The 20,813-nt window shown below is 66.0% G+C and carries 14 protein-coding genes, 1 tRNA gene and 1 other RNA gene; 10 read left to right on the top strand and 6 right to left on the bottom strand.

The window, feature by feature from the left end; genetic code table 11:
- Positions 1-57: 57 nt before the first annotated feature.
- Both ACSVIE_RS19255 and ACSVIE_RS19250 read left to right on the top strand, forming a co-directional pair.
- Complete coding sequence (locus ACSVIE_RS19255) at positions 58-978, top strand: hypothetical protein (protein WP_442424881.1); 921 nt, start codon at positions 58-60, stop codon at positions 976-978.
- Positions 979-1,026: 48 nt separating this feature from the next.
- Positions 1,027-2,616 (top strand): stealth family protein, encoded by a 1,590-nt coding sequence (locus tag ACSVIE_RS19250; protein WP_442424904.1) that lies wholly within the window; start codon positions 1,027-1,029, stop codon positions 2,614-2,616.
- A 3-nt stretch (positions 2,617-2,619) separates the two neighbouring features.
- Here the strand turns inward: ACSVIE_RS19250 and ACSVIE_RS19245 are convergent, their stop codons facing one another.
- The 3 genes from ACSVIE_RS19245 to ACSVIE_RS19235 all read right to left on the bottom strand — a co-directional run bounded on the left by ACSVIE_RS19245 (position 2,620) and on the right by ACSVIE_RS19235 (position 5,980).
- The gene (locus tag ACSVIE_RS19245; RefSeq protein ID WP_426005865.1) at positions 2,620-3,573 is read right to left on the bottom strand and encodes a phosphodiesterase; all 954 of its coding nucleotides are present in this window, start codon (positions 3,571-3,573) and stop codon (positions 2,620-2,622) included.
- A gap of 278 nt (positions 3,574-3,851) precedes the next feature.
- Positions 3,852-5,444: a M23 family metallopeptidase gene (locus tag ACSVIE_RS19240; RefSeq protein WP_442424880.1), complete on the bottom strand. Its 1,593-nt coding sequence runs from the start codon at positions 5,442-5,444 to the stop codon at positions 3,852-3,854.
- 158 nt (positions 5,445-5,602) lie between these two features.
- Positions 5,603-5,980: a MarR family winged helix-turn-helix transcriptional regulator gene (locus tag ACSVIE_RS19235; RefSeq protein ID WP_426005863.1), complete on the bottom strand. Its 378-nt coding sequence runs from the start codon at positions 5,978-5,980 to the stop codon at positions 5,603-5,605.
- A gap of 96 nt (positions 5,981-6,076) precedes the next feature.
- On the opposite strand from ACSVIE_RS19235, the gene ACSVIE_RS19230 reads away from it, so the two are divergent.
- Positions 6,077-7,531: an MFS transporter gene (locus ACSVIE_RS19230; RefSeq protein WP_442424879.1), complete on the top strand. Its 1,455-nt coding sequence runs from the start codon at positions 6,077-6,079 to the stop codon at positions 7,529-7,531.
- Between the two features lie 76 nt (positions 7,532-7,607).
- Positions 7,608-8,519: an oxygenase MpaB family protein gene (locus tag ACSVIE_RS19225; protein WP_442424878.1), complete on the top strand. Its 912-nt coding sequence runs from the start codon at positions 7,608-7,610 to the stop codon at positions 8,517-8,519.
- A gap of 185 nt (positions 8,520-8,704) precedes the next feature.
- Here the strand turns inward: ACSVIE_RS19225 and ACSVIE_RS19220 are convergent, their stop codons facing one another.
- On the bottom strand, positions 8,705-12,166 hold the full coding sequence (locus ACSVIE_RS19220; protein ID WP_442424877.1) for a proline dehydrogenase family protein: 3,462 nt from the start codon (positions 12,164-12,166) through the stop codon (positions 8,705-8,707).
- Positions 12,167-12,289: 123 nt separating this feature from the next.
- Here ACSVIE_RS19220 and ACSVIE_RS19215 point away from each other — a divergent pair, with 123 nt between their 5' ends.
- The gene (locus ACSVIE_RS19215) at positions 12,290-13,189 is read left to right on the top strand and encodes a LysR family transcriptional regulator (protein WP_442424876.1); all 900 of its coding nucleotides are present in this window, start codon (positions 12,290-12,292) and stop codon (positions 13,187-13,189) included.
- Between the two features lie 50 nt (positions 13,190-13,239).
- Here the strand turns inward: ACSVIE_RS19215 and ACSVIE_RS19210 are convergent.
- A tRNA-Ser gene (locus ACSVIE_RS19210) sits at positions 13,240-13,324 on the bottom strand.
- A gap of 292 nt (positions 13,325-13,616) precedes the next feature.
- Between ACSVIE_RS19210 and ACSVIE_RS19205 the strand changes: the two genes are divergently transcribed.
- The 4 genes from ACSVIE_RS19205 (at position 13,617) to recR (ending at position 18,164) form a co-directional block, all read left to right on the top strand.
- On the top strand, positions 13,617-13,940 hold the full coding sequence (locus ACSVIE_RS19205; RefSeq protein ID WP_426005857.1) for a hypothetical protein: 324 nt from the start codon (positions 13,617-13,619) through the stop codon (positions 13,938-13,940).
- Between the two features lie 208 nt (positions 13,941-14,148).
- Positions 14,149-14,245: signal recognition particle sRNA small type (ffs, locus tag ACSVIE_RS19200), an RNA gene on the top strand.
- Positions 14,246-14,279: 34 nt separating this feature from the next.
- Complete coding sequence (locus tag ACSVIE_RS19195; RefSeq protein WP_442424875.1) at positions 14,280-17,477, top strand: DNA polymerase III subunit gamma and tau; 3,198 nt, start codon at positions 14,280-14,282, stop codon at positions 17,475-17,477.
- Positions 17,478-17,564: 87 nt separating this feature from the next.
- On the top strand, positions 17,565-18,164 hold the full coding sequence (recR, locus tag ACSVIE_RS19190) for a recombination mediator RecR (protein WP_426005855.1): 600 nt from the start codon (positions 17,565-17,567) through the stop codon (positions 18,162-18,164).
- Here the strand turns inward: recR and ACSVIE_RS19185 are convergent.
- On the bottom strand, positions 18,161-19,270 hold the full coding sequence (locus ACSVIE_RS19185; protein ID WP_442424874.1) for a hypothetical protein: 1,110 nt from the start codon (positions 19,268-19,270) through the stop codon (positions 18,161-18,163). The two genes, recR and ACSVIE_RS19185, sit on opposite strands and share 4 nt — an antisense overlap.
- Before the next feature lie 240 nt (positions 19,271-19,510).
- Here ACSVIE_RS19185 and ACSVIE_RS19180 point away from each other — a divergent pair.
- On the top strand, positions 19,511-20,813 hold a 1,303-nt coding region (locus ACSVIE_RS19180), incomplete at its 3' end, for an aspartate kinase (protein WP_442424873.1).

The raw sequence follows: 20,813 nt of genomic DNA, 5'->3' as shown, positions 1-20,813 counted from the left end.
ATCGACGTGGGGCGTCATAGCTGGGATGCACGGCCCGGGGGCTGACAGAATAGGGGCATGACCCAACCGCTGCAAGGTACCCGCCGGACCACTGCCCGCACCGCACCCGCCCTCGCGCTGCTGCTGGACGTGGACGGCCCCATCGCCAGCCCTGTGACGCGCGACGTCAAACCGGACATCATTGCCGACCTCGTGGCACTGGCCTCTGCGGGCATTCCCGTGATCTTCAATACCGGACGCTCGGACGCCTTCATCAGCGAGCAGGTGATGGCACCCATGATCGCCGCCGGCATGCCCGCCGGGACCGTCATCCATGCGATCTGCGAGAAGGGCGCTGTCTGGTTCAGCTACACGGCCGAGGGCCCCGGCCCGATCCACGTGGACCGCGAGCTGTCAGTGCCCAAGGCCTACGGCGATGACATCCGCCGGCTGGTGGCGGAGGACTACGCCGGGCATATGTTCTTCGACGAGACCAAGCGCGCCATGGTATCCGTGGAGCAGCACGTGGAGGTGGCCAGCGAGGACTACCTTGCCGAACAGAAGCTCTTCGACGCAGATGCCCTGGACATCATGAACCGGCACGGACTCAATGCCGCAATCCTTGACCACCATGCGCCCGGCTCGGATGACACCGCAGACTACCGCCTCGACCCCACCATCATCTCCACCGACATCGAATCGGTGCGGCTGGGCAAGGACCTCGGTGCCAGCCGCGCCGTGGAACTGCTGGCTGCCCAGGGCATTACCCCGTTGTCGTGGCGGACCGTGGGAGACTCGCGCACCGACTACGCCATGGCAGACTGGCTGCACCACAACGATCACGAGGTCAAGCACGTAGACGTCCGGCCGGCGGACGGAGTTCCGGTGAAGCCCTACCCGATCCTTACCGCCGCCGACCTCGAACTGGCGGACGACGTGATCCACGACGACGCCGGCGGAGCCTTCCTCCGCAGCTGGCGTGAGGCCCTCGCCATCTAGCCAGCCACCCACCCCGCATCCACCCGCAAAGACTACGGAGAAACAGCCATCACGCAAGCACAGGTCGATCCCATTTACCACGGCAGCCCCACCGTAGAAGAGGATGCGGTCGCCGAGGCGGTCTCGCCTGCCGTTGTTGCCCACCTTAAGCACAGGCCCGACGTCGTCCGTCACCGCGGGCGCTACGCCCTGCTGAACGCCGACCTCACCCCGCAACAGGCGATGATCGAGGACCTCCTGGCGGTCCGTGCCGCCCTCGATGCCCAGGGCGTTGACTTTATCCTGGTCCGCGGAAACGACGAGCGGCCGGTCATCGCCGTCGACTGGGAGTCCCGCAAGCAGGTCCGCGAAGCCCTGGTGGCCGCCTTCCGCAACGAACCCTTCTACTCCATGACCGTCGACGCCAAGAAGAAGGCTTCCGTATTGGTGGCCGACGGGGAACTCTCGGCCAACCGCAAGGCCAGGATTTTCCGCCTGTACCGACCCCGCGTTGAGCCCACGGGTGGCCTGTCCTACGGCCCGGGCCTGGGTGTCCAGCTGGAACTGTGGCGGTTTGAAGGCAACCACCTGGAGCTGCCGGTGGAGAATTCCCTGACCCGGCGGACGCTGATGCGCCAGGACGCCGTCCGCGGCACCGTGAACCGGCATGGCCTGGAATGGCCCACGATCGAGAACATGTTCGCCGACCACGCCAGTGACATCGACTTCGACATCGACATCGTCTTCTCCTGGGTGGACGGCACGGATCCCGCCTACATCGCGGCCCGGCGCAAGCAGCAGGCCAACGCCGTGCTGGGCGAAGGGGACGACCACGAAGCCCGCTACCGGCAGATCAACGAACTCAAGTACGCCCTGCGTTCCGTGCACATGTTCGCGCCCTGGATCCGGCGGATCTTCATCGCCACCGACTCACCCGCTCCGTCCTGGCTGGCCGACCACCCCAAGGTCACCATCGTGCGCAGCGAGGAATTCTTCACCGATCCGACCGTCCTGCCTACCCACAACTCGCAGGCCGTGGAGTGCCAGCTCCACCACATCGAGGGCCTGTCCGAGCACTTCCTCTACTCGAATGACGACATGTTCTTCGGCCGCCCGGTGGGACCGGACATGTTCTTCACTCCCGGCGGCATCACCAAGTTCATCGAAGCCGACACCCGGATCGGCCTGGGCGAGAACGACGCGGAGCGCAGTGGTTTCGAGAACGCCGCCCGAGTCAACCGGAAACTGCTGTGGGAACGGTTCGGCCGCATCACCACCCGGCACCTTGAGCACACGGCGGCTCCCCTGCGGCGCAGCGTCGTGGAGCAGATGGAACGCGAATTCCCCAACGAGTTCACCAAGACCGCGGCAAGCCGCTTCCGGGCGGCCGACAACATCTCGGTCACCAACTCGTTCTACCACTACTACGCGCTTCTGACCGGCCGGGCCGTGACCCAGACCAAAGCACGGGTCAAGTACGTGGACACCACGTTGTGGTCCGGGCTGCACTATCTTCCGAAGCTCCTCGCCAAGCGCCACATGGACCTGTTCTGCCTCAACGATGGCAGCTTCCCCGAGGTCCACGCCGACGAACGTGCGGCCATGGTGACGGACTTCCTGGAAAAATTCTTCCCCGTGAAGGCTCCTTGGGAGAAGTAGGCGTCAGCCTCGGCTGCCGGCGGGCGACACAAGTTCCTGCGGCTGCCGTGCCTGCTTCCGGCTGGAGCCCTCCGGAATCCGGATTCCGGCTTCTGCCAGCCGCCGCTGCACCTCGGCCGCGTCAACGGGTTCGCCCACGGTGACCCCGCCGGACATGGGCACCACCGAATGGACGATCGTGTGTTCGTACACATGCACCATGTTGTAGGACTGCGCACCGTCGCGGCCCCGTTGGCCGCCGGCGCTTACGGCCAGGTCCTGGGTGTAGCACGTCGCCGAGGCGACCGACACCGGGATGCCGGCGAAGCCCGCCGTCGTGGAGTAGTGCAGATGCCCGCCCAGAATGGTGCGGACGTCCGTATTGCGCACGACGTCGGCCAGCGCGGCCTGGCCGCGCAGCTCCACCAGCACCGCGAGGTCCTGGACGCAAGGGACGGGCGGGTGGTGCAGGGCCAGGATGGTGCCGTCCGGAGCGGGCGTAGCGAGTTCGGCGGCGAGCCATTCGAGCTGCGCCTCGGACAGTTCACCGTAATGGTGGCCGGGCACCGTGGTGTCCAGGGTGATGATCCGCAGCCCGTTGACGAAGTAGCTCCGGTCCACCGGGTCTTCCGGCTTGCTCTTCTCCGAGGCGTCCAGGAACGCTGAACGGAAGTTGGCACGGTTGTCGTGGTTGCCCATGGCCCAGATCGCCTTTGCGCCGACAGTCTCGCAGACGGGTTCGATCATCTCGCGGAGGCGGCTGTAGGCCTCGAACTCGCCCTTGTCAGCGAGGTCTCCGGTAAAAATGATGGCCTCGGGACGGATCCTGGACGCGATGATCTGGTCGCAGATTTCCTGGAGGCGGGCAGAGCTGTCCACCGAGCCGTGGAGCGTGGCGGCACCACCTACCAAGTGAAGATCGCTCAAGTGCAACAGCACATGACCTGGTTTGGGGTACTCGGCCTCGATGAGCTCCATGACTGCCCTAGCGTTTGGTGGGAGACGGCGCCTCCCGCTTCCTTCCAGTACGACCAATCCAACCAGACAGCAACCCAACATCAGGCTAATTTCCGGCGGAATGTTGGAAAATTACCTGTTTCCCTTCTGCGTCCGGCTGATCAGGCCAGCGCCTTGTCCACTGCTTTTAACAGGTCTTCGGAGTCAGGCCCAACTGCGGATGGGACCCAATCCCATGGTGTTCATCCAACCGCCCTGGGCCCGCGGCGGGGCCGTGGTTCACCCGGGGAATGGAGCAGCTACGGCGCCGGCGTGATGAAGGCGGACAACGGAATGGTTGTCCCATCAGGTCCCTGGACCAACCCTGGAGCCACCACAATGTATCCAGGCGGCAGGATCACCGTGGGCAGGGTCGCAACGGTGGTTACGGGCGCGGGCGCGGGAGCGGGGGCCACAGGCACGGTGGCCGCCTGCGTGGTTGTCACCGGGACCGGCGCGGGAGCCGGAGCGACGACCACCGGAGCGGGGGCCGGTGCAGCTGGAGCGGGGGCTGCCGGCGCAGGTTCAATCGGTGCCGGCGCCACTGGAGCAACGACGGCGGCATCCGGGCTGGGTGCCGTCTGCGTCGTCAGTTGGGGTGCCACAGTTGTGGTGGCCGGCGTCGAGCCGGTCGTGGTACCCGTGGCAGGAGAAGTCGTCACCGGGGCCGGCGCAGTTGTCTGGGTTGGCGTCGGTGTGGCGGTCTGCGTTGGCGTCGGCGTAGCGGTCTGGGTTGGCGTCGGCGTAGCAGTCTGCGTCGGTGTCGGCGTGGCAGTCTGCGTCGGTGTCGGTGTGGCAGTCTGCGTCGGCGTCGGTGTCTGTGTCGGAGTAGCGGTCTGCGTCGGTGCCGGTGTCTGTGCCGGTGTCTGCGTGCCGGGCGGGGTGGACGTGGTCGGAGTTCCGGCAGGACCGGATGGTCCGGGAACCACCGTGGCGGGAACTTCGTCGTGCTCGTGTTCGCCGCCGATGACCGCGCGGGTGGTGCCGTCCGAGACCGGAACTGCCCACTGCGGCGCAGCCGAAGTCCCGGTGCCGGCACCCGGCTGGTAGTTGACCATGGTGATTCCCTGCAAAGGATCCACTTGGCGGATCGGCAGGAGCGTCCAGTTGGCCGGGTTTGTGTGCAGTCCGTTGACGATGGTTTCGAAGTGGAGGTGGCAGCCAGTGGACCAGCCGGTGGTCCCGACTTCCGCGATGACCTCGCCCACCCGGACGGATTGCCCCTGCGTGACCCCAATGGCCTGCAGGTGGTTGTACGTGGTGACCAGTCCGTTGCCGTGCTCGATCTCCACGCGGTTGCCGCCGCCCCAGATGTGCCAGCCAACAGCCCTGACCACGCCGGCGTCAGCCGCGTAGACCCGGGTTCCACACGCCGCAGCATAGTCCTGGCCCCAGTGGAATTCGCCCGGGAGGCCGGTCAGCGGGCTGAGCCTGTAGCCGTAGGAAGAGCTCGGGTTCAGCACTTCGAGCGGAGCGTAGAGACTGCCTGCGGGAGGCCGTGACAATCCGGCGGAAGCAACGGTGAGTCCCGTGGAACCGTCCTTGCCGACCGTCCTGACCAAGGCCCGGTCAAAGTACACCATGGGGGTGCCGGCGGTCTGTTCGGGAGGCTCCGGGAGAGGGTCGATCACCGTCGTTTCGGCCTCCGGAGGCACCAACTGACCCAAAGCCGCTGGTCCCACCACGCCCTGGGCGAGGGAACCATTGACCGATCCGGTCGAGGCGGACGTGAGGGGTTGGAATCCAAAAGCGAAGAACGCCAGCACTGCGAGACTGCCCGCGACGAACACGCGGCGGAACCCCTCGGTGCGTACCAGATCCACTACCCGGTCTGATTCATGATGCTTGCCCACAAACACTCCCCAAAAGCCAGCGTCACCAAACCCCAGCCTGGCGTGCAAGCTCCATTCTTGCCCCAATCATGGGGAAAATAAACCCTTTCGGGCCGCCCGGGAGTGCAAGGTTGGCTCAGTTTTTGCTCAAGGCACCCTTGAGGAAACCTGCGGTTTACCTAGCCGAGGTTTTCCTTCAGGAGGGCGCGGTGCTCCACCGCCGCGCTGGCATGGAGTTGGCGGCCGGCCTCGGTAAGTTCCAGGAACAGTGAGCGGCGGTCATCAGAGCACGTCTGGCGGGACACCAGTCCGGCCTTTTCCAGCCGGTCCACCACCTTGGATACAGCACTTTGGGTCATGGGCGTCCGCTCCCCCAACTGCTTCATCCGGCAGGCTGCGTCGGTGCTTTCAGCCACAAGGTCCAGGATCTCGAACTCGTTCAGGCCGATGTCGAACTTGGCTTCCAAGGCGCGGTCTATGGCTCCGGCGGTCCGGAAGTAGGAGTCCTGGATGCTGCGCCACTGCTCTACAAGCTGACGGTCACGCGTTGATGCCATGCCCCGATTCTAGTTCATCCGGCATTTGAAATCCACGTCATAAGATGACGCATCATATTCCTTGTCATTGAATGACGCGTCATATAGATTGATCGCATGACTTCACCCACCACCCTCAAAACACCTGCCGGCGCCGTGGTTTCAGCGGTCAAGTGGACCCGTTCCCAATGGCTGCTGCTCATGGTGGTCTGCACTGTCCTGGCCCTGGATGGGCTGGATGTTTCCATGGTCGGGGTGGCCTTGCCATCGATCGGCCAGGAACTGAACCTCGGCACGGATACCCTGCAATGGATCGTGTCGGCCTACGTCCTCGGCTACGGAAGCCTGCTGCTCCTTGGCGGGCGGCTCGCTGACCTGTTGGGCCGCCGTCGTATCTTCCTCATCGCGTTGGCAGTATTTGCCGCAGCCTCGCTGGTAGGCGGCCTGGTGGATGATCCTGCGGTCCTCATCGCCACCAGGTTCATCAAGGGGCTGGCCGCCGCCTTCACCGCACCTACCGGATTCTCCATCATCACCACCAACTTCGCCGAGGGCCGCGAGCGCAACAAGGCCCTGTCCATCTTCACCACCTTCGGCGCCAGCGGCTTCTCGCTCGGCCTGGTGGTGGGCGGGCTCATGACCAGCCTGAGCTGGCGGTGGACCTTCCTGGTCTCCGTACCGATCGCCGTGGCCGTGGTCCTGTTGGGCATCAGGTTCATCCCCAAGGACAAGCCGTCGGCGGAAAACAGCGGCCACGATATCTGGGGCGCCGTCACCCTTGCACTGGGCATGCTCGGGCTCGTTTACACCCTGGTCTCGGCACCGGAAGCGGGGTGGGGATCTGTGGCAACAATCGCCGGATTCGCCGTCTCCGCAGCTGTGCTGGCGGCCTTCGCAGTGATCGAGAGCAAGGTCAAGCACCCGTTGATCCGCTTCGGCATCCTGAAGGAAGGCTGGGTGGCCCGGGCCAATCTCAGCGCCGTCGGGTTGTTTGGTTCGTACCTGAGCTTCCAGTTCATCGTGACCATGTTCCTGCAGTCTGTCCTGGGCTGGACGCCATTGGGGATGGCGCTGGCCTTGCTGCCCGCCGGCTTGCTCGTCGCCACGAGCGCTCCGTTCGCTGACCGGCTGATCGAGAAGTTCGGCGCCACGCAGCTTATCCTCACCGGCCTCACTGCCTTGGGCCTCGGCTATGTCCTGTTCCTTCGGGTGGGCACCACCCCCAACTACGCCTTGGACATCCTGCCGTCCGTGATACTGCTCGGCATCGGGTTCGCTTTGGCCTTCCCGTCCATCAACGTCCAGGCCACCACCGGCATCAAGGACTCCGAGCAAGGGTTGGCAGCAGGCCTCATTCAGACCAGTACCCAGGTTGGGGCAGCCCTGGTGCTGGCAGTAACCACGGCCCTGGTCAGCAGCCACGGTCAGCCAACCGGATCCGTCAGCCCCCAGGCCATGCTGGAACAGTACCGTCCGGGCCTGATCCTGAGTGCCGCCGTCGCCATTGCTGCCTTGTTGGTGGCAGCAGCCCCGGCACGGCGCCGCCAAGCCCCGGCAGGCAGCGGCAGGTAGGGTCAGCCCGCGGTACAGGTCCCCCCACCCGGGCGGGACCTGTACACGCTCCCCGAACCGGGGTCGAATGGAATGCATGAGGAACTACCTCACCGAATACCGGCACGCACTCCAGCACACGTTCACCGGGACCTCCGGCACCCCGCCCGAGTGGGTACCGCGCCTGGCCGAAGGCGACGACACCGGATACCACCTCCCCGGTTCGGCGGTCTGGACCGTGCACGGATCCATGACCCCGATCGTTGCCGGGATCCGCGTCCTGCTCATGCAGTCGCTGCACCCCGGAGCCTTGGCGGGAGTCTATGAGCACTCTGGTTTCAAGGAAGATCCGCTGGGACGCCTGGCCGGAACCATTCGCTGGATCTTCACCGTCACGTACGGTTCCCGGGAAGCTGCGCAGGCCGCCACTGACCGGATCAGGAAACTCCACCACCATGTCCGGGGAAGCTACGTGGACGGCACGGGGGCCCACCGCGACTATGTGGCCAGCGACCCCGAACTCCTCCGCTGGGTCCATGTCACCTACGCTGAATCGTTCGTCACGGCGCACCGTATCTGGGGCGGGCCCATACCCGGCGGCCCTGACCAATATGTGCGTGAGTGGGCTCAGGCGGGCACGCTCATGGGTGTGGAGAATCCTCCCTCAACGGAGGCAGAAGTCCACCGGGAGTTGGACGACTGGTACGCCTCCGGAGTCCTGCGTTCCGACGAGCGCCTGACGGAAACTGTGGCCTTCATCCGCCATCCGCCGCTCAACCCGCTGCTGCGGCCCGGTTACAGCGTCCTCTTCGCAGCCGCCGTGGCAAGCCTTGAACCGAAGTACCGGGAGCTCCTTGGGCTCCGGACGGCCCACTTGGGACCCGTTCCCCTGCCCGCCATCCCGGCAGCCCGGGTGGTGCTGGCCGTTGTCCGCCTGGCACTCGGGCGGCATGGCCCCAGCGAACTCGCCGCCCGTCGGCGGCTTGAGCGGCTTGGCTGGCCCGACTGAACCACTTCCACGTGCCGCCACCACCTACTTTGACGGCAAGGGCCCCGGGGCGGGCCCGAATCCTCGGCGTGTCGGGCGCGATGGCGGCCAAAGTTGGTGGTGGAGGTACGGGCCCCCGCCGCGGGAAACCAAAAAGCCGGGCAGGTCGGAGTGAATCCGTCCTGCCCGGCTTTGCGGGAGGTGCCTTAGATCAGGTGGTCGGAGAGGTGGTTCGGGGTGCCGAAACGGTGGGCCGTGATGGACACAGCCTGTTCGCGGAGGAACGGCAGCATCTCGATCCGGCCGGCCTGGGTCACGGCACCGTGGTACACAGCGACATCCGGACGGCCACCCATCGCCGCGCTCAGCGCGGTGAAGTCGCCACCGATCAGGCGGATGCGGCCGCCGTCGAACGTTGCAGCGCGGGCCAGCCATGCGGCGTCGTCCTCAACGCGGACGCTGACGCCCAGGTTCGCGAACACACTCACCACAGCATCCGGAAGTACGACGGCGGAGCTCACCTTCAGGGCCGAACCCGCCACGGCACCGGCTGCTGCAACGCGCAGCAGCTCGGCGAGCCGCTCGCCTTCGGAAAGGCGGATGGTCACCGGGATGGGGCGGTAGCGGAAGACGTTCCGCTCGGCGGTCAGGCCGGAGACGTCCTTGCGGGTGCCGAACTCGGAGTCCCAGGCTGCGGCGTCACTGAAGAGGGACTGTTGCAAGGTCTGCAGTTCCTCCGGCGTCACGTCAACAGACTTGGCTGCGGACAGGATCTGCGCGGCAGCGCCCTGGAGGACCGTGCCGCGCGTGGCCGTGGCCTCGGCCGGAAGCCAGCTGCCCAGGCCGATCAGGTAGTTCGGTCCGCCGGCCTTGGTTCCGGCACCCACAGCGGACTTCTTCCAGCCGCCGAAGGGCTGGCGCTGGACAATCGCGCCGGTGATGCCACGGTTGACATAGAGGTTGCCGGCCTGGATCGTGTCCAGCCACGTGCCGATCTCAGCGGAATCGAGGGAGTGGAGACCGGCGGTCAGGCCGTACTCGATCTCGTTCTGGATGGCGATCGCTTCTTCCAGGGTTTCAGCGGTCATGACGCCGAGGACCGGGCCGAAGAACTCGGTCAGGTGGAAGTAGGAGCCACGCTTGACGCCCGAACGGATGCCCGGGGACCACAAGCGGCCTGAGTCATCGAGGCGTTCGGGCTTGACGGCCCAGGTTTCGCCGTCGCCCAGGGTGGTGAGGGCGTTGAGGAGCTTGCCGTTGGCGGGCTCAATGATCGGGCCCATCTGCGTGGTGGCGTTGTCCGGGTAGCCTACGGTCAGGGAGCGGGCGGCATCGATGAGCTGGTTGTGGAACCGCTTGGACTTTCCGACCGAACCCACCAGGATCACCAGGGACGCGGCGGAGCACTTCTGGCCGGCGTGGCCGAACGCGGAGTACACCACATCCTTGGCGGCAAGGTCCAGGTCGGCACTCGGCGTGACAATAATGGCGTTCTTGCCGGAGGTCTCTGCCAGCAGGGGCAGGTCCTGGCGGAAGGAACGGAAGAGTTCAGCGGTCTCGTAGCCACCGGTGAGGATGACGCGGTCGACGCTCGGGTGCGAGACCAGCTGCGTGCCGAGGTCGCGCTCTTCGAGCTGCACGAGCGCCAGAACCTCGCGCGGCACGCCGGCCTCCCACAGGGCGTCCACCATCACGGAACCGGAGCGGCGGGCCTGCTTTGCAGGCTTGATCACGACGGCGGAGCCTGAGGCGAGTGCCGCGAGCGTCGAGCCGGCGGGAATCGCCACCGGGAAGTTCCACGGCGGAGTGACGACGGTGAGGTTGGCTGGGACGAACGTGGCGCCGTCGACCGTTTCCAGGTCCTTGGCCCGCTCTGCGTAGTAGTGGGCAAAGTCGATCGCTTCGCTGACTTCCGGGTCACCCTGGTCGATGGTCTTGCCGGTCTCGGACGCCATGACCTCCAGGAGCTCGGCGCGGCGGGCTTCCAGGACCTCGCCGGCGCGGTGGAGGATGGCTGCACGCTCCGCGGCGGGGCGGGCGCCCCAGGCCTTGCCGGCATCCACGGCTGTGGTGATGATGCGCTCAAGCTCGGCGGCCTCGGAGACCTTGGTGGACTCCACGATCTTGTTCCCTGCCGTTGACCCCGGAACTCGCTTCAGGATGTCGCGGCCCCAGGCGCGGTTGGCGGGAAGGGCGGGGTCCGTATCCGGGGTGTTGCGGAAGCCCTCGGTCGGCGCGGGCTCGGCGGGCAGGCGGCGGTCCTGCTTGCGGTTCGGTTCCGGGACCTCATCCGTGAGTTGCGCGAGGGAGTTGAGGAAGCGCTGCTTTTCGCGCTCGAAGAGTCCCTCGTTTTCGCTGAGTTCGAAGACAGCGGACATGAAGTTTTCCTGGCTGGCGCCTTCTTCAAGGCGGCGGATCAGGTAGGCGATGGCCACATCGAACTCACCCGGGTGGACCACCGGGGTGTAAAGGAGCAGGCTGCCCACGTCCTTGCGGACCGCGGTGGCCTGACCGGTCGCCATGCCGAGGAGCATCTCGAACTCGATGCCTTCAGTGACGCCACGCTGCTTGGCAAGGAGCCAGGCAAAGGCGACGTCGAAGAGATTGTGCCCGGCAACGCCGATGCGCACCGCGTCCACATGCTCCGGGGTGAGCGCGTAGTTGATGACGCTCTTGTAGCTGGTGTCTGAGTCCTGCTTGGTGCCCCACGTAGCCAGCGGCCAATCGTGGAGGGAGGCTTCCACCTGCTCCATGGGAAGGTTGGCGCCCTTCACCACGCGGACCTTGATGGGAGCCCCACCGTTTGCGCGCCGGGCGGTGGCCCATTCCTGCAGTTCCTGCATGGCGCCGAGGGCGTCCGGGAGGTAGGCCTGGAGGACGATACCGGCCTCGAGGTTCTTGAACTCAGGCATGTCCAGGATCCGCTTGAACACTGCGATCGTCATGCTGAGGTCTTTGTATTCCTCCATGTCCAAGTTGATGAACTTGGGCTTGGGGAACGACGCAGCCAGGCGGTAGAGCGGGGTGAGCTTCTCCACCACGTGGTCCACTGCCTCGTCGAAAGCCCACGGGGAATGCGGGGCCACGGTAGAGGATTCCTTGATGGAGACATAGTCGACGTCCTCGCGGGCAAGGAGCTTAAGCGTGCCGTCCAGCCGGCGCTGGGCTTCATGCTCGCCCAGGACAGCTTCACCGAGGAGGTTCACGTTGAGGTGGACGCCGTCCTGGCGGATCTTTTCAATGGCAGGGCCGAGCTTGGCGTCCGTTGCATCAACAATCAGGTGACCCACCATCTCGCGGAGAACGCGGCGGGCGATCGGGATAACCACCTGGGGCATGATCGGGGCCATGACGCCACCCACGCGGACCGCGCTGCGCATGTACCACGGCAGGAACGCCGGCACCTTCGGGGCAAGCTCGGCGAGCTTCCGGGCGGCGACGGACAGATCCTCAGGGCGGATGACGCCGTCGACGAATCCAACCGTGAAGTCCAGTCCGTTCGGGTCCTTGAGGACGCCGGCGAGACGCTGGGCGGAGACGTCCACTGGAATCTTGCCGGCCTCTGTCAGCCAGTGACGGACCAAGGCGATGGCCTCTTGGGCCAGTGCGTCGAACTGCCCGGATTCCTGGGTGCGCGGAGAGGTCGCATCCGGGAGGGTGCTGGTCATGGGGGCTCCTTCTGGGACGGAGAAGTTTGTTTGTTTCCATCAGTATGGATCTACAATCCCATTAGGAAAAGCGATCTTTTCTGACGAATATTCATTACTCATCCCGATGCTTTGGAGGCCACCGTGCTGGACGTCCGCAGACTGCGTTTGCTGCACGAGTTGAAGATCCGGGGAACGCTTGCCGAGGTGGCCGATGCCATGCAGTACAGCCCCTCCTCGGTGTCCCAGCAGCTCACGCTTTTGGAAAAGGAAGCAGGCGTGGAGCTGCTCCGGAAAGCCGGCCGCCGCGTGCAGCTGACTCCGCAGGCGGAGATCCTCGTGGCGCATACAGCTGCGCTGCTGGAGACGCTGGAACGGGCCGAAACCGAGCTGGCCGCTTCCCTGTCCACGGTAACGGGAACCGTTCGACTGGCCGTGTTCCAGTCGGCAGCCTTGGCACTGCTGGCCGACTTCCTCACGATCATGCGGCAGGAGTTCCCGGAGGTGCGGGTGGAGATGACCCAGCGCGAACCTGAAACTGCGTTGTACGAGACCTGGGCGCGCGACTTCGACATTGTTGTGGCAGAGCAATACCCCGGCCACGCCGCTCCGCACCATCCGGGACTGGACCGCGCGACCCTCACCAGCGACGCCATCAGGCTGGCCACTCCCCCGGTGGGCATGGGCGGGGAGAGTATCGCCTCGATCGCTGATACCGCGTCCATGCCCTGGGTCATGGAGCCACGAGGTGCGGCCTCACGGCACTGGGCCGAGCAAGCATGCAGGTCGGCGGGCTTCGAGCCGGACGTGAGGTATGAGACAGCCGACCTCCAGGCACAGATCCGCCTGATCGAGTCCGGGAACGCCGTAGCCCTGATGCCGGACCTTGTGTGGACCGGGATGGAACGCCCCGTCCAACTGATCGACCTCCCGGGCCTTCCGGCCAGGACCATCTTCACGTCCACGCGCACCGCCGGACGCATCCATCCCGCGATCCTTGCATGCCGCGAGGTGCTGGAGCGTGTGGCAGCAGCCCAGCGGTAGGGGTTTCCAGCCAACGCAAAAGGCCCCGGTCCGAAGACCGGGGCCAACCGCGGAGAATGGGGGATTTGAACCCCCGAGGGCGTTAACCCAACACGCGTTCCAGGCGTGCGCCATAGGCCGCTAGGCGAATTCTCCCTGCTTCCGATTCGAAAGCAGATACTACTGTACCTGAGAATTTCGGCATCGCCCAATCGAGGGTTAACCCTTGACCCAGGAGCCGCGCCTTAACGAAAAAATGGACGCCCCCAACGCGCCCATTCTTGCGGTATCACCGTTGAGCTGCCGGGTCCGGCCCCTCTTGCCCAGGCCCCGCAGCTCACAACCTGGAGATTGCCCCAATCGGTGTACATACTTATGGTCCGCTGTGGATGGCGGATATGCAATGGTCCTGCCCGCTTTTCGGACTCTTTAGTGACAGGATGTGCCCATGACAGAGCTCCACGCCCTGGTGGTCTACGTGCCGGTCGACCACGTCGAAGTGGTTCTGCGCGCCATCGGGGACGCCGGCGCAGGGCGGATCGGAGACTACTCGCATTGCGCCTTTACCTCGCCGGGAACCGGACGGTTCACTCCGCTCCCAGGCGCCCGGCCCTTCATCGGTGAAGTGGGGGCGGTGGAACAGGTGCCCGAAGTCCGGGTTGAGTGCGTGGTTGCTTCAGACGTGCTCGACGGCGTGGTGCTGGCTTTGCGGGCAGCGCACCCTTACGAGGAACCGGCTTTCATGACCTGGCCGGTGAACGGATGGAGGTGAGGGGCTGGCACACGGGGCCGACCCAGCGCCGCGTCCGTTTCCGCCCGTCGCACCCATAACTACGGGTGCGCCAGGCGGAAAGGGTTGCGCAGCCCACGCAGAACGGTTGCGAATGGCGGAGAGGACCGCGAAAACCTTTCGCCGTCGGGAGTTTTTCACACCGGTCACGGCCGATTCGAACCCCGAAGTAAGTTCGGGTAAGCTTGTCGACGGCCCCTCATGTGGCGTCATCCTGTTGAACTCCCCCAGGACCGGAAGGTAGCAAGGGTAGATGGGCTCTGGCGGGTGCATGAGGGGTCTCTTATTTAAAATGTCAGTCCCTATAGGTAGGTTTTCCCTGTGACTGTTACAACTGCCCTGTACCGGAGATACCGCCCGGATTCTTTCGCGGACGTTATCGGGCAGGAACACGTCACCGAGCCGCTCATGACGGCGCTGCGGAAGAACCGCGTCAACCACGCCTACCTTTTCTCCGGTCCGCGCGGCTGCGGTAAAACCACGTCCGCCCGCATCCTGGCCCGCTGCCTCAACTGTGCGCAAGGCCCCACGGACACCCCCTGCGGACAGTGCCCCAGCTGCGTTGAGCTCGCCCGCGGGGGTTCGGGTTCCCTGGACGTCATCGAGATCGACGCTGCCAGCCATGGCGGCGTGGACGACGCCCGCGATCTCCGGGAGCGGGCCACCTTCGCTCCTGTCCGGGACCGCTACAAGATCTTCATCATCGACGAGGCCCACATGGTCACGTCTGCCGGCTTCAATGCACTGCTCAAGATCGTTGAGGAGCCGCCGGAACACATCAAGTTCATCTTCGCCACTACGGAACCGGACAAGGTCATCGGCACCATCCGTTCCCGCACCCACCACTACCCGTTCCGCCTGGTGCCGCCCGAGCCGCTCATGAACTACCTTGAGCTGCTGTGCCGTCAGGAAAACGTGCCGGTGGCTCCCGGTGTGTTGTCCCTGGTCATCCGCGCCGGAGGGGGCTCGGTCCGTGACACCCTCTCCGTGCTGGACCAGCTCATGGCCGGAGCCGGACCCTCGGGCCTGGACTACGAGCTCGCCGTCGCACTGCTGGGCTACACGCATGCTTCCCTGCTGGACGACGTCGTGGATGCCGTGGCTGCGGCAGATGCCGCCACAGTGTTCCGGGCCGTTGACCGCGTCATCCAAACGGGTCACGATCCCCGGCGTTTCGTGGAGGACCTCCTGGAGCGCTTCCGCGACCTCATCATCGTTCAGGCCATGCCGGAGAGCGCCCAGGCCATCCTGCGCGGGATGCCCGAGGACCAGATCGCCCGCATGCGGAACCAGGCCACCAACCTTGGTGCGGCCGAGCTGTCCCGCGCCGCAGACGTCACCAACACCGCGCTCACCGAGATGACCGGCGCCACCTCTCCGCGCCTGCACCTGGAACTTCTGTGCGCCCGGATCCTGCTGCCCGGTTCCGAGCAGACGGAGCGGGGAATCGCCGCACGGATCGACCGCGTGGAGCGCCGCCTTAATTACGCGGGCGACGCCGGGTCCCCGGCACCTGCTGCTGTCCCGCCATCAGCAGGTGGTACTGCCCCGGGCGCCGGTCCGGTCCCTGCCGCACCTGCCCCTGCAGCGGCGGCTCCCGCTGAATCTGCAGCGGCCGCGCCTGCCGCGACGGCAGCAGCTGCCCCTGCGGCGGCTCCCGCAGCCGCCGCTCCCGCTGAACCTGTCGCGACTGTTCCCGCCCCCGCCGGGTTCCCTGCGTCCCCGCAACAGGCACCCGGGCAACCCATGGAGCGGCCCGCCCGTGACGGAATCACGGCTCCGCGTGTGTCCACCAACGACTGGCCCGTCGAGAACCGCCAAGGTCCGTCCGGGGTCGACGCTCCTGGCGCCGCACAGCACGCCGAAGCGCAGCCGCCAACAGCCCAGCCTGCTCCCGCTGCGCAGCAGGCCCCCGCAGTACAACAGGCCCCCGCAGTACAGCAAGCACCACCGGTGGCGGCATCCGCTCCTGCAGCCCCGGGGGGCGGGGATGTCGAGGTACTTCGCCGTGCCTGGCCCGATGTTCTGCAAACCCTGGCCAAGATCAAGCGCAGCACCTGGGCTCTGGTGGAGCCCAATGCGCAGGTTGCACAATTCGACGGTCAGTTGTTGACGCTCTCCTTCACCACGTCCGGACTCGCCGGGGCTTTTGGCCGGGCGGACCACTCAGAGAACCTGCGCCAGGCAATCCACAAAACCATCGGCATCGACTGCCAGATCGTGGCTTCGGCGGGCGGCAACAGCTCAGCGAGCTCTGAGCCAAACCCAAAAGCACCTACTAGCCGGGCAACCCCGGCATCGGATGGCAGTGCTGGGCCGGCGGGCCGCTCCGTAGCTTCTGCAGCCCAGGGAGAGGCGAAAGCTCCAGCAACGCCTGCGGGCCCGGCAGTTCCTTCGGCACAGGCTGTTTCGGCCGTCGACTCCGCGTGGGGACTGGCCCCGGCACAACCGTCCCCCGCGGCCACGGCCAAGACCGCTCCGGAATCCGGCGCGCCCACCGGCTCGTCGTCCGTTGGCGCATCATCCGTCGGCCCGCAGCCAGGCAGCACGCCCGCAGCAGCTACGCAGCCCGGCAGCACACCCGCCCAAGCCACGCAGCCCGCGAGCACGCCTCCGTCAGCTGATGCCGCTACCGGGGGCTCCGGAGCTTCTCCTGTCACAGCTTCCGGCGCCACGGCAGGAACCAACCCCTCGCCGGGTGACTACTCCTACCCCGACGACGACTGGGGTGCTCCCCGCGACGAGGACGTTCCCCCGCTGGAGGAAGAGCCGCCCTACGACTGGGAGCCGTCCTCCAACGCCGGGCAACCTGACAGGCACCGCGCGCCGTCCCCTGCACCTTCCGCTCCTGCCGCTCCGGCTGTCCCTGCCACCAACGAAAGCGACCAAACCGGATCTGCCCGGGAGGATTCAGGCAGCCCGGCCCGCCCGGTAGCTGATGACCCGTGGTCGCGGGCCGTTGAGCACGCTCCGGGCACGTGGGTAGTGGGAACGGAGTCGAATGTCGGCACAACGGCAGTCCGTCCGCAGCAGGAGACTCCGGCATCCTCCGGCACGCCGGATTATGAACCCGCCGCGGCGCAGGTCCCGGCAGAGCCAAGCTATGGCCACCCCACCAGCGGCGATCAAAACGGCTCCTCCGGCTGGAACGTCGCAACGCCGTCGGGCTGGCCTGGAACCGCAACCCGCGCGGCGGCGAACCCTGCCCAGGCCGCCGGCGTAGCACTGCCTTCAGGTTCCGTAGCCACGCTCGAGGGGGACGCGCCGTCGTCCGGTCCTGCAGGGCGGCAAAGCCTGTACCAGCGCCTGACCAACAGCCCGGAAGCGCAGATGGGGCGGGTCCAGGCGCCGACCCGTACCCAGCCCCAGCCCCAGGAAGTGGCTGACGACATCCCCAGCCCGGAGGACGAAACCATTGAGGAATCCCGGGTCTTTGGGCGTGCCGCGGTGGAGCGTATTCTGGGCGGGAAGCTCATTGAAGAGCGGTCGCTGGACGGTTCTCCGCTGCCGGGCCGTTAACGGCCGGCGTCCTGGTCGGACCATCGTCACCCATCACAACCCACGGCTGGATCCCAGCCGGACCACCACCGAGCAAACGAGGACATTGTGTACGAAGGCGCAGTTCAGGAGCTGATCGACGAGCTCGGCCGGCTTCCGGGCGTGGGCCCCAAGTCGGCGCAGCGCCTGGCGTTCCACATCCTTGAGGCTGATCCTGAGGATATGAAGCGGCTGGTCGCTGCCATCACTACGGTGAAGGAACGGGTGAAGTTCTGCTCAACGTGCTACAACGTCACCGAGCAGGAAACATGCAACATCTGCCGTGACCCTCGTCGGGATCCATCGGTCATCTGCGTCGTGGAGGAATCCAAGGATGTCCTGGCCGTGGAGCGCACCCGCACGTTCCGGGGCAGGTACCACGTGCTGGGCGGGGCCATCAATCCGATCGCGGGCATCGGTCCCGAACAGTTGCGCGTCCGGGAGCTCCTGACACGCCTGAACGACGGCGCCATCCAGGAAATCATCATCGCCACGGACCCCAACCTTGAGGGCGAGGCCACGGCAACATACCTGGCGCGCATGCTGAAGACCATCGGGATCACCGTCACCCGACTGGCTTCCGGGCTGCCGGTGGGCGGGGACCTCGAATACGCGGATGAGGTCACCCTTGGCCGGGCCTTCGAGGGCAGGCGGAACGCGTTGGCCTAAGTCCGGCGCCTGCGGGCTCCCAGCCTCCGTCCGGGCACCACCACCATGGCAGCAACAAGCACCTGGACCGCAAGGCCTGTCACGGCGACGGGCACAGACGGCGGAAGGCCTTCGCTGGACTGACCGTCCAGGCAGGGAACATCCCGGGCCGGGCCATCGGCAGCCCACTGCAGCCCCGCCAGCACCCAGGCAAGGTCGTGGTCCCGGGGAACCATTCCCCCGGCGAGGCTCCCCAGAAGCAGCGCGGGGTGCGACGCAGCCATCCACGCCACCCGCTCCGTGTACGCCACGTCCACTGGCCGGGGGCGTCCAACACATTCGTACGAGGTGATGCGGCCTGCGTCGTCACGCTCCACATTGACGGGCACGGACGCCTGGGCTGTCCCTTGGGTGCTTGGCAGGAGCGCCACCGTGGCCACCACGTTGGCGAGGCACAGAACCACCAGCACAACCGTCGCAAGGGCAGACCCCGCAGCGCGCGAACGGAAGCATTGACGCGCTCCGTGGCCGATGAGCCCAAACAGCGCACCTTCCACGACGGTGACAACGACGGCGGCACCGGCCACCCCTATCGGCACGCCGCTGCCGGCGCCCACCGCAGCCAGAAGCACGCCGGCGGGCAAGGCAAGACCCGCGGAGCGCAGCGCACCCGCGGTCAGGACCGCGAGGACGTTGCCTGAGGACGCGAAGCCCCAAACGGTGCCCAGGACCGCGGAGAGAACGGCCAGCCATGCTGCAGCCAGCAGGTTGGAGGCACTGGGAACACTCGACTCGAACCATCCGTTGGCCTGGCCGAAGCTTACTGTGGCCGCGGCCAGCGCCCAGGACAGGCCGAGCGCAGCACTGCAGGCCAGCCAATAGGACCATGACCTCCAGGACGACCACGCCTGGGAGCCGCCGTTCCGCACGGCGTTCACCAAGGCACGGCGGGCATCCTCCTGCGGATGGACGGCGTGTTCCGGCGTTGCCCTGCGCACGGGAAACCGGTCGTCGATCTCACCGCCGCCGATCACCTCGTATCCCTGGTTCGAATCCGGGGCACCACGGGGCAAGCCGGGGTCAGGCCCGGGCAACGCTCCGGGCGGCTGGTCAGGCGCCTTGGCCACGGCCCCACCCACGTGTCATGGAGGCATAGTACCCAGCCGTTGACACGCGAAACAGGGACTGTGGAAAGACCGGAAACCACGCTCCTTTCCGCAGTGGTCCTGCCGGTGGCCGCGATGTGGTCACAATTCCTGCCCGGGCAGGTGACGGCGATAAACTTGCCAAATAAGCTACGCAGGCGTGCTCCAATTGGATTGCAGTGTGCCGCGTTCGAACCCTATTGATGCAGTGAGGGTGCGCGCATGACTATGCCCACTACCGAAGTGAAGATCGAAGAGCTCGCCGACGGGGCTGCCAAGACCAAGCAGCTGATCGTCCAGAAGTTCGGCGGTTCCTCGGTTGCTGATGCTGATGGCGTCAAGCGGGTGGCCCAGCGCGTTGTGGATGCGCAGAAGGCCGGCAACGAGGTCGTGGTTGTCGTTTCCGCCATGGGAGACACCACCGACGAACTCCTGGACCTTGCCGCCCAGGTAACCGATGCCGCTCCGGCCCGTGAGATGGACATGCTGTTGTCCGCCGGTGAGCGAATTTCCATGGCACTGCTGGCCATGGCGATCAACGAGTTCGGTGCCTCGGCGCAGTCCTTCACCGGTTCGCAGGCGGGCATGATTACCGACGGCATCCACGGCAAGGCCAGGATTATCGACGTCGATCCGCACCGCATCCGCACGGCACTGGACAAGGGCCATATCGCGATCGTGGCCGGTTTCCAGGGCATGAGCCGCAGCACCAACGAGATCACTACTCTTGGCCGCGGCGGTTCGGACACCACGGCTGTGGCGTTGGCTGCCGCACTGGAGGCCGATGTCTGCGAGATTTACACGGACGTCGACGGTATCTTCACCGCGGACCCGCGCGTGGTGTCCTCGGCCCAGAAGATCGACCGCATTTCCAGTGAGGAGATGCTGGAACTGGCTGCTTCCGGCGCCAAGATCCTGCACTTGCGCTGTGTGGAGTACGCACGCCGCTTCGGTGTGCCGCTGCACGTCCGTTCCTCATTCAGCCAGCATGAAGGCACCTGGGTCATCCCCGGCGCTGACGAAAAGTTCACGATTCAAGAGGGAGTTGCCTTGGAGCAGCCAATCATCTCCGGCGTTGCACACGACCGGTCCGAAGCCAAGGTCACCGTGGTGGGCGTCCCGGACATCCCGGGCAAGGCTGCCGCCATTTTCCAGGTGATCGCCGATGCCCACTCGAACATCGACATGATCGTCCAGAACGTATCCACCCACGGCACCGGCCGGACGGACATCTCCTTCACCCTGCCGATCGTCGAAGGCGCCGACGCCCTCGCTGCCCTGCGGGCCGCCGAAGCACAGATCGGTTTTGAGAGCATCGAGTACAACGAACACGTTGGCAAGCTCTCCCTCATCGGTGCAGGCATGCGCTCCCACCCGGGCGTCTCGGCAACCTTCTTCAAGGCCCTCTCCGATGCCGGCATCAACATCGACATGATCTCCACGTCGGAAATCCGCATCTCGGTGGTCACCAGCGCGGACGCTTTGGATGACGCTGTCCGCGCCATCCACAACGCTTTCGAGCTCG

This window comes from Paenarthrobacter sp. NCHU4564 (assembly GCF_052156435.1).
Classification (GTDB): domain Bacteria; phylum Actinomycetota; class Actinomycetes; order Actinomycetales; family Micrococcaceae; genus Arthrobacter.
Note: the sequence above shows the minus strand (reverse complement) of the source record. Positions and strands in the feature narration are given on the sequence as shown.

Coding starts and splice junctions, on each gene's coding strand:
- ACSVIE_RS19245 (WP_426005865.1), bottom strand. CDS start 3,573: ATGGAGCTCATCGAGGCCGAGTACCCCAAACCAGGTCATGTGCTGTTG.
- ACSVIE_RS19235 (WP_426005863.1), bottom strand. CDS start 5,980: ATGGCATCAACGCGTGACCGTCAGCTTGTAGAGCAGTGGCGCAGCATC.
- ACSVIE_RS19225 (WP_442424878.1), top strand. CDS start 7,608: ATGAGGAACTACCTCACCGAATACCGGCACGCACTCCAGCACACGTTC.
- ACSVIE_RS19230 (WP_442424879.1), top strand. CDS start 6,077: ATGACTTCACCCACCACCCTCAAAACACCTGCCGGCGCCGTGGTTTCA.
- ACSVIE_RS19205 (WP_426005857.1), top strand. CDS start 13,617: ATGACAGAGCTCCACGCCCTGGTGGTCTACGTGCCGGTCGACCACGTC.
- ACSVIE_RS19220 (WP_442424877.1), bottom strand. CDS start 12,166: ATGACCAGCACCCTCCCGGATGCGACCTCTCCGCGCACCCAGGAATCC.
- ACSVIE_RS19255 (WP_442424881.1), top strand. CDS start 58: ATGACCCAACCGCTGCAAGGTACCCGCCGGACCACTGCCCGCACCGCA.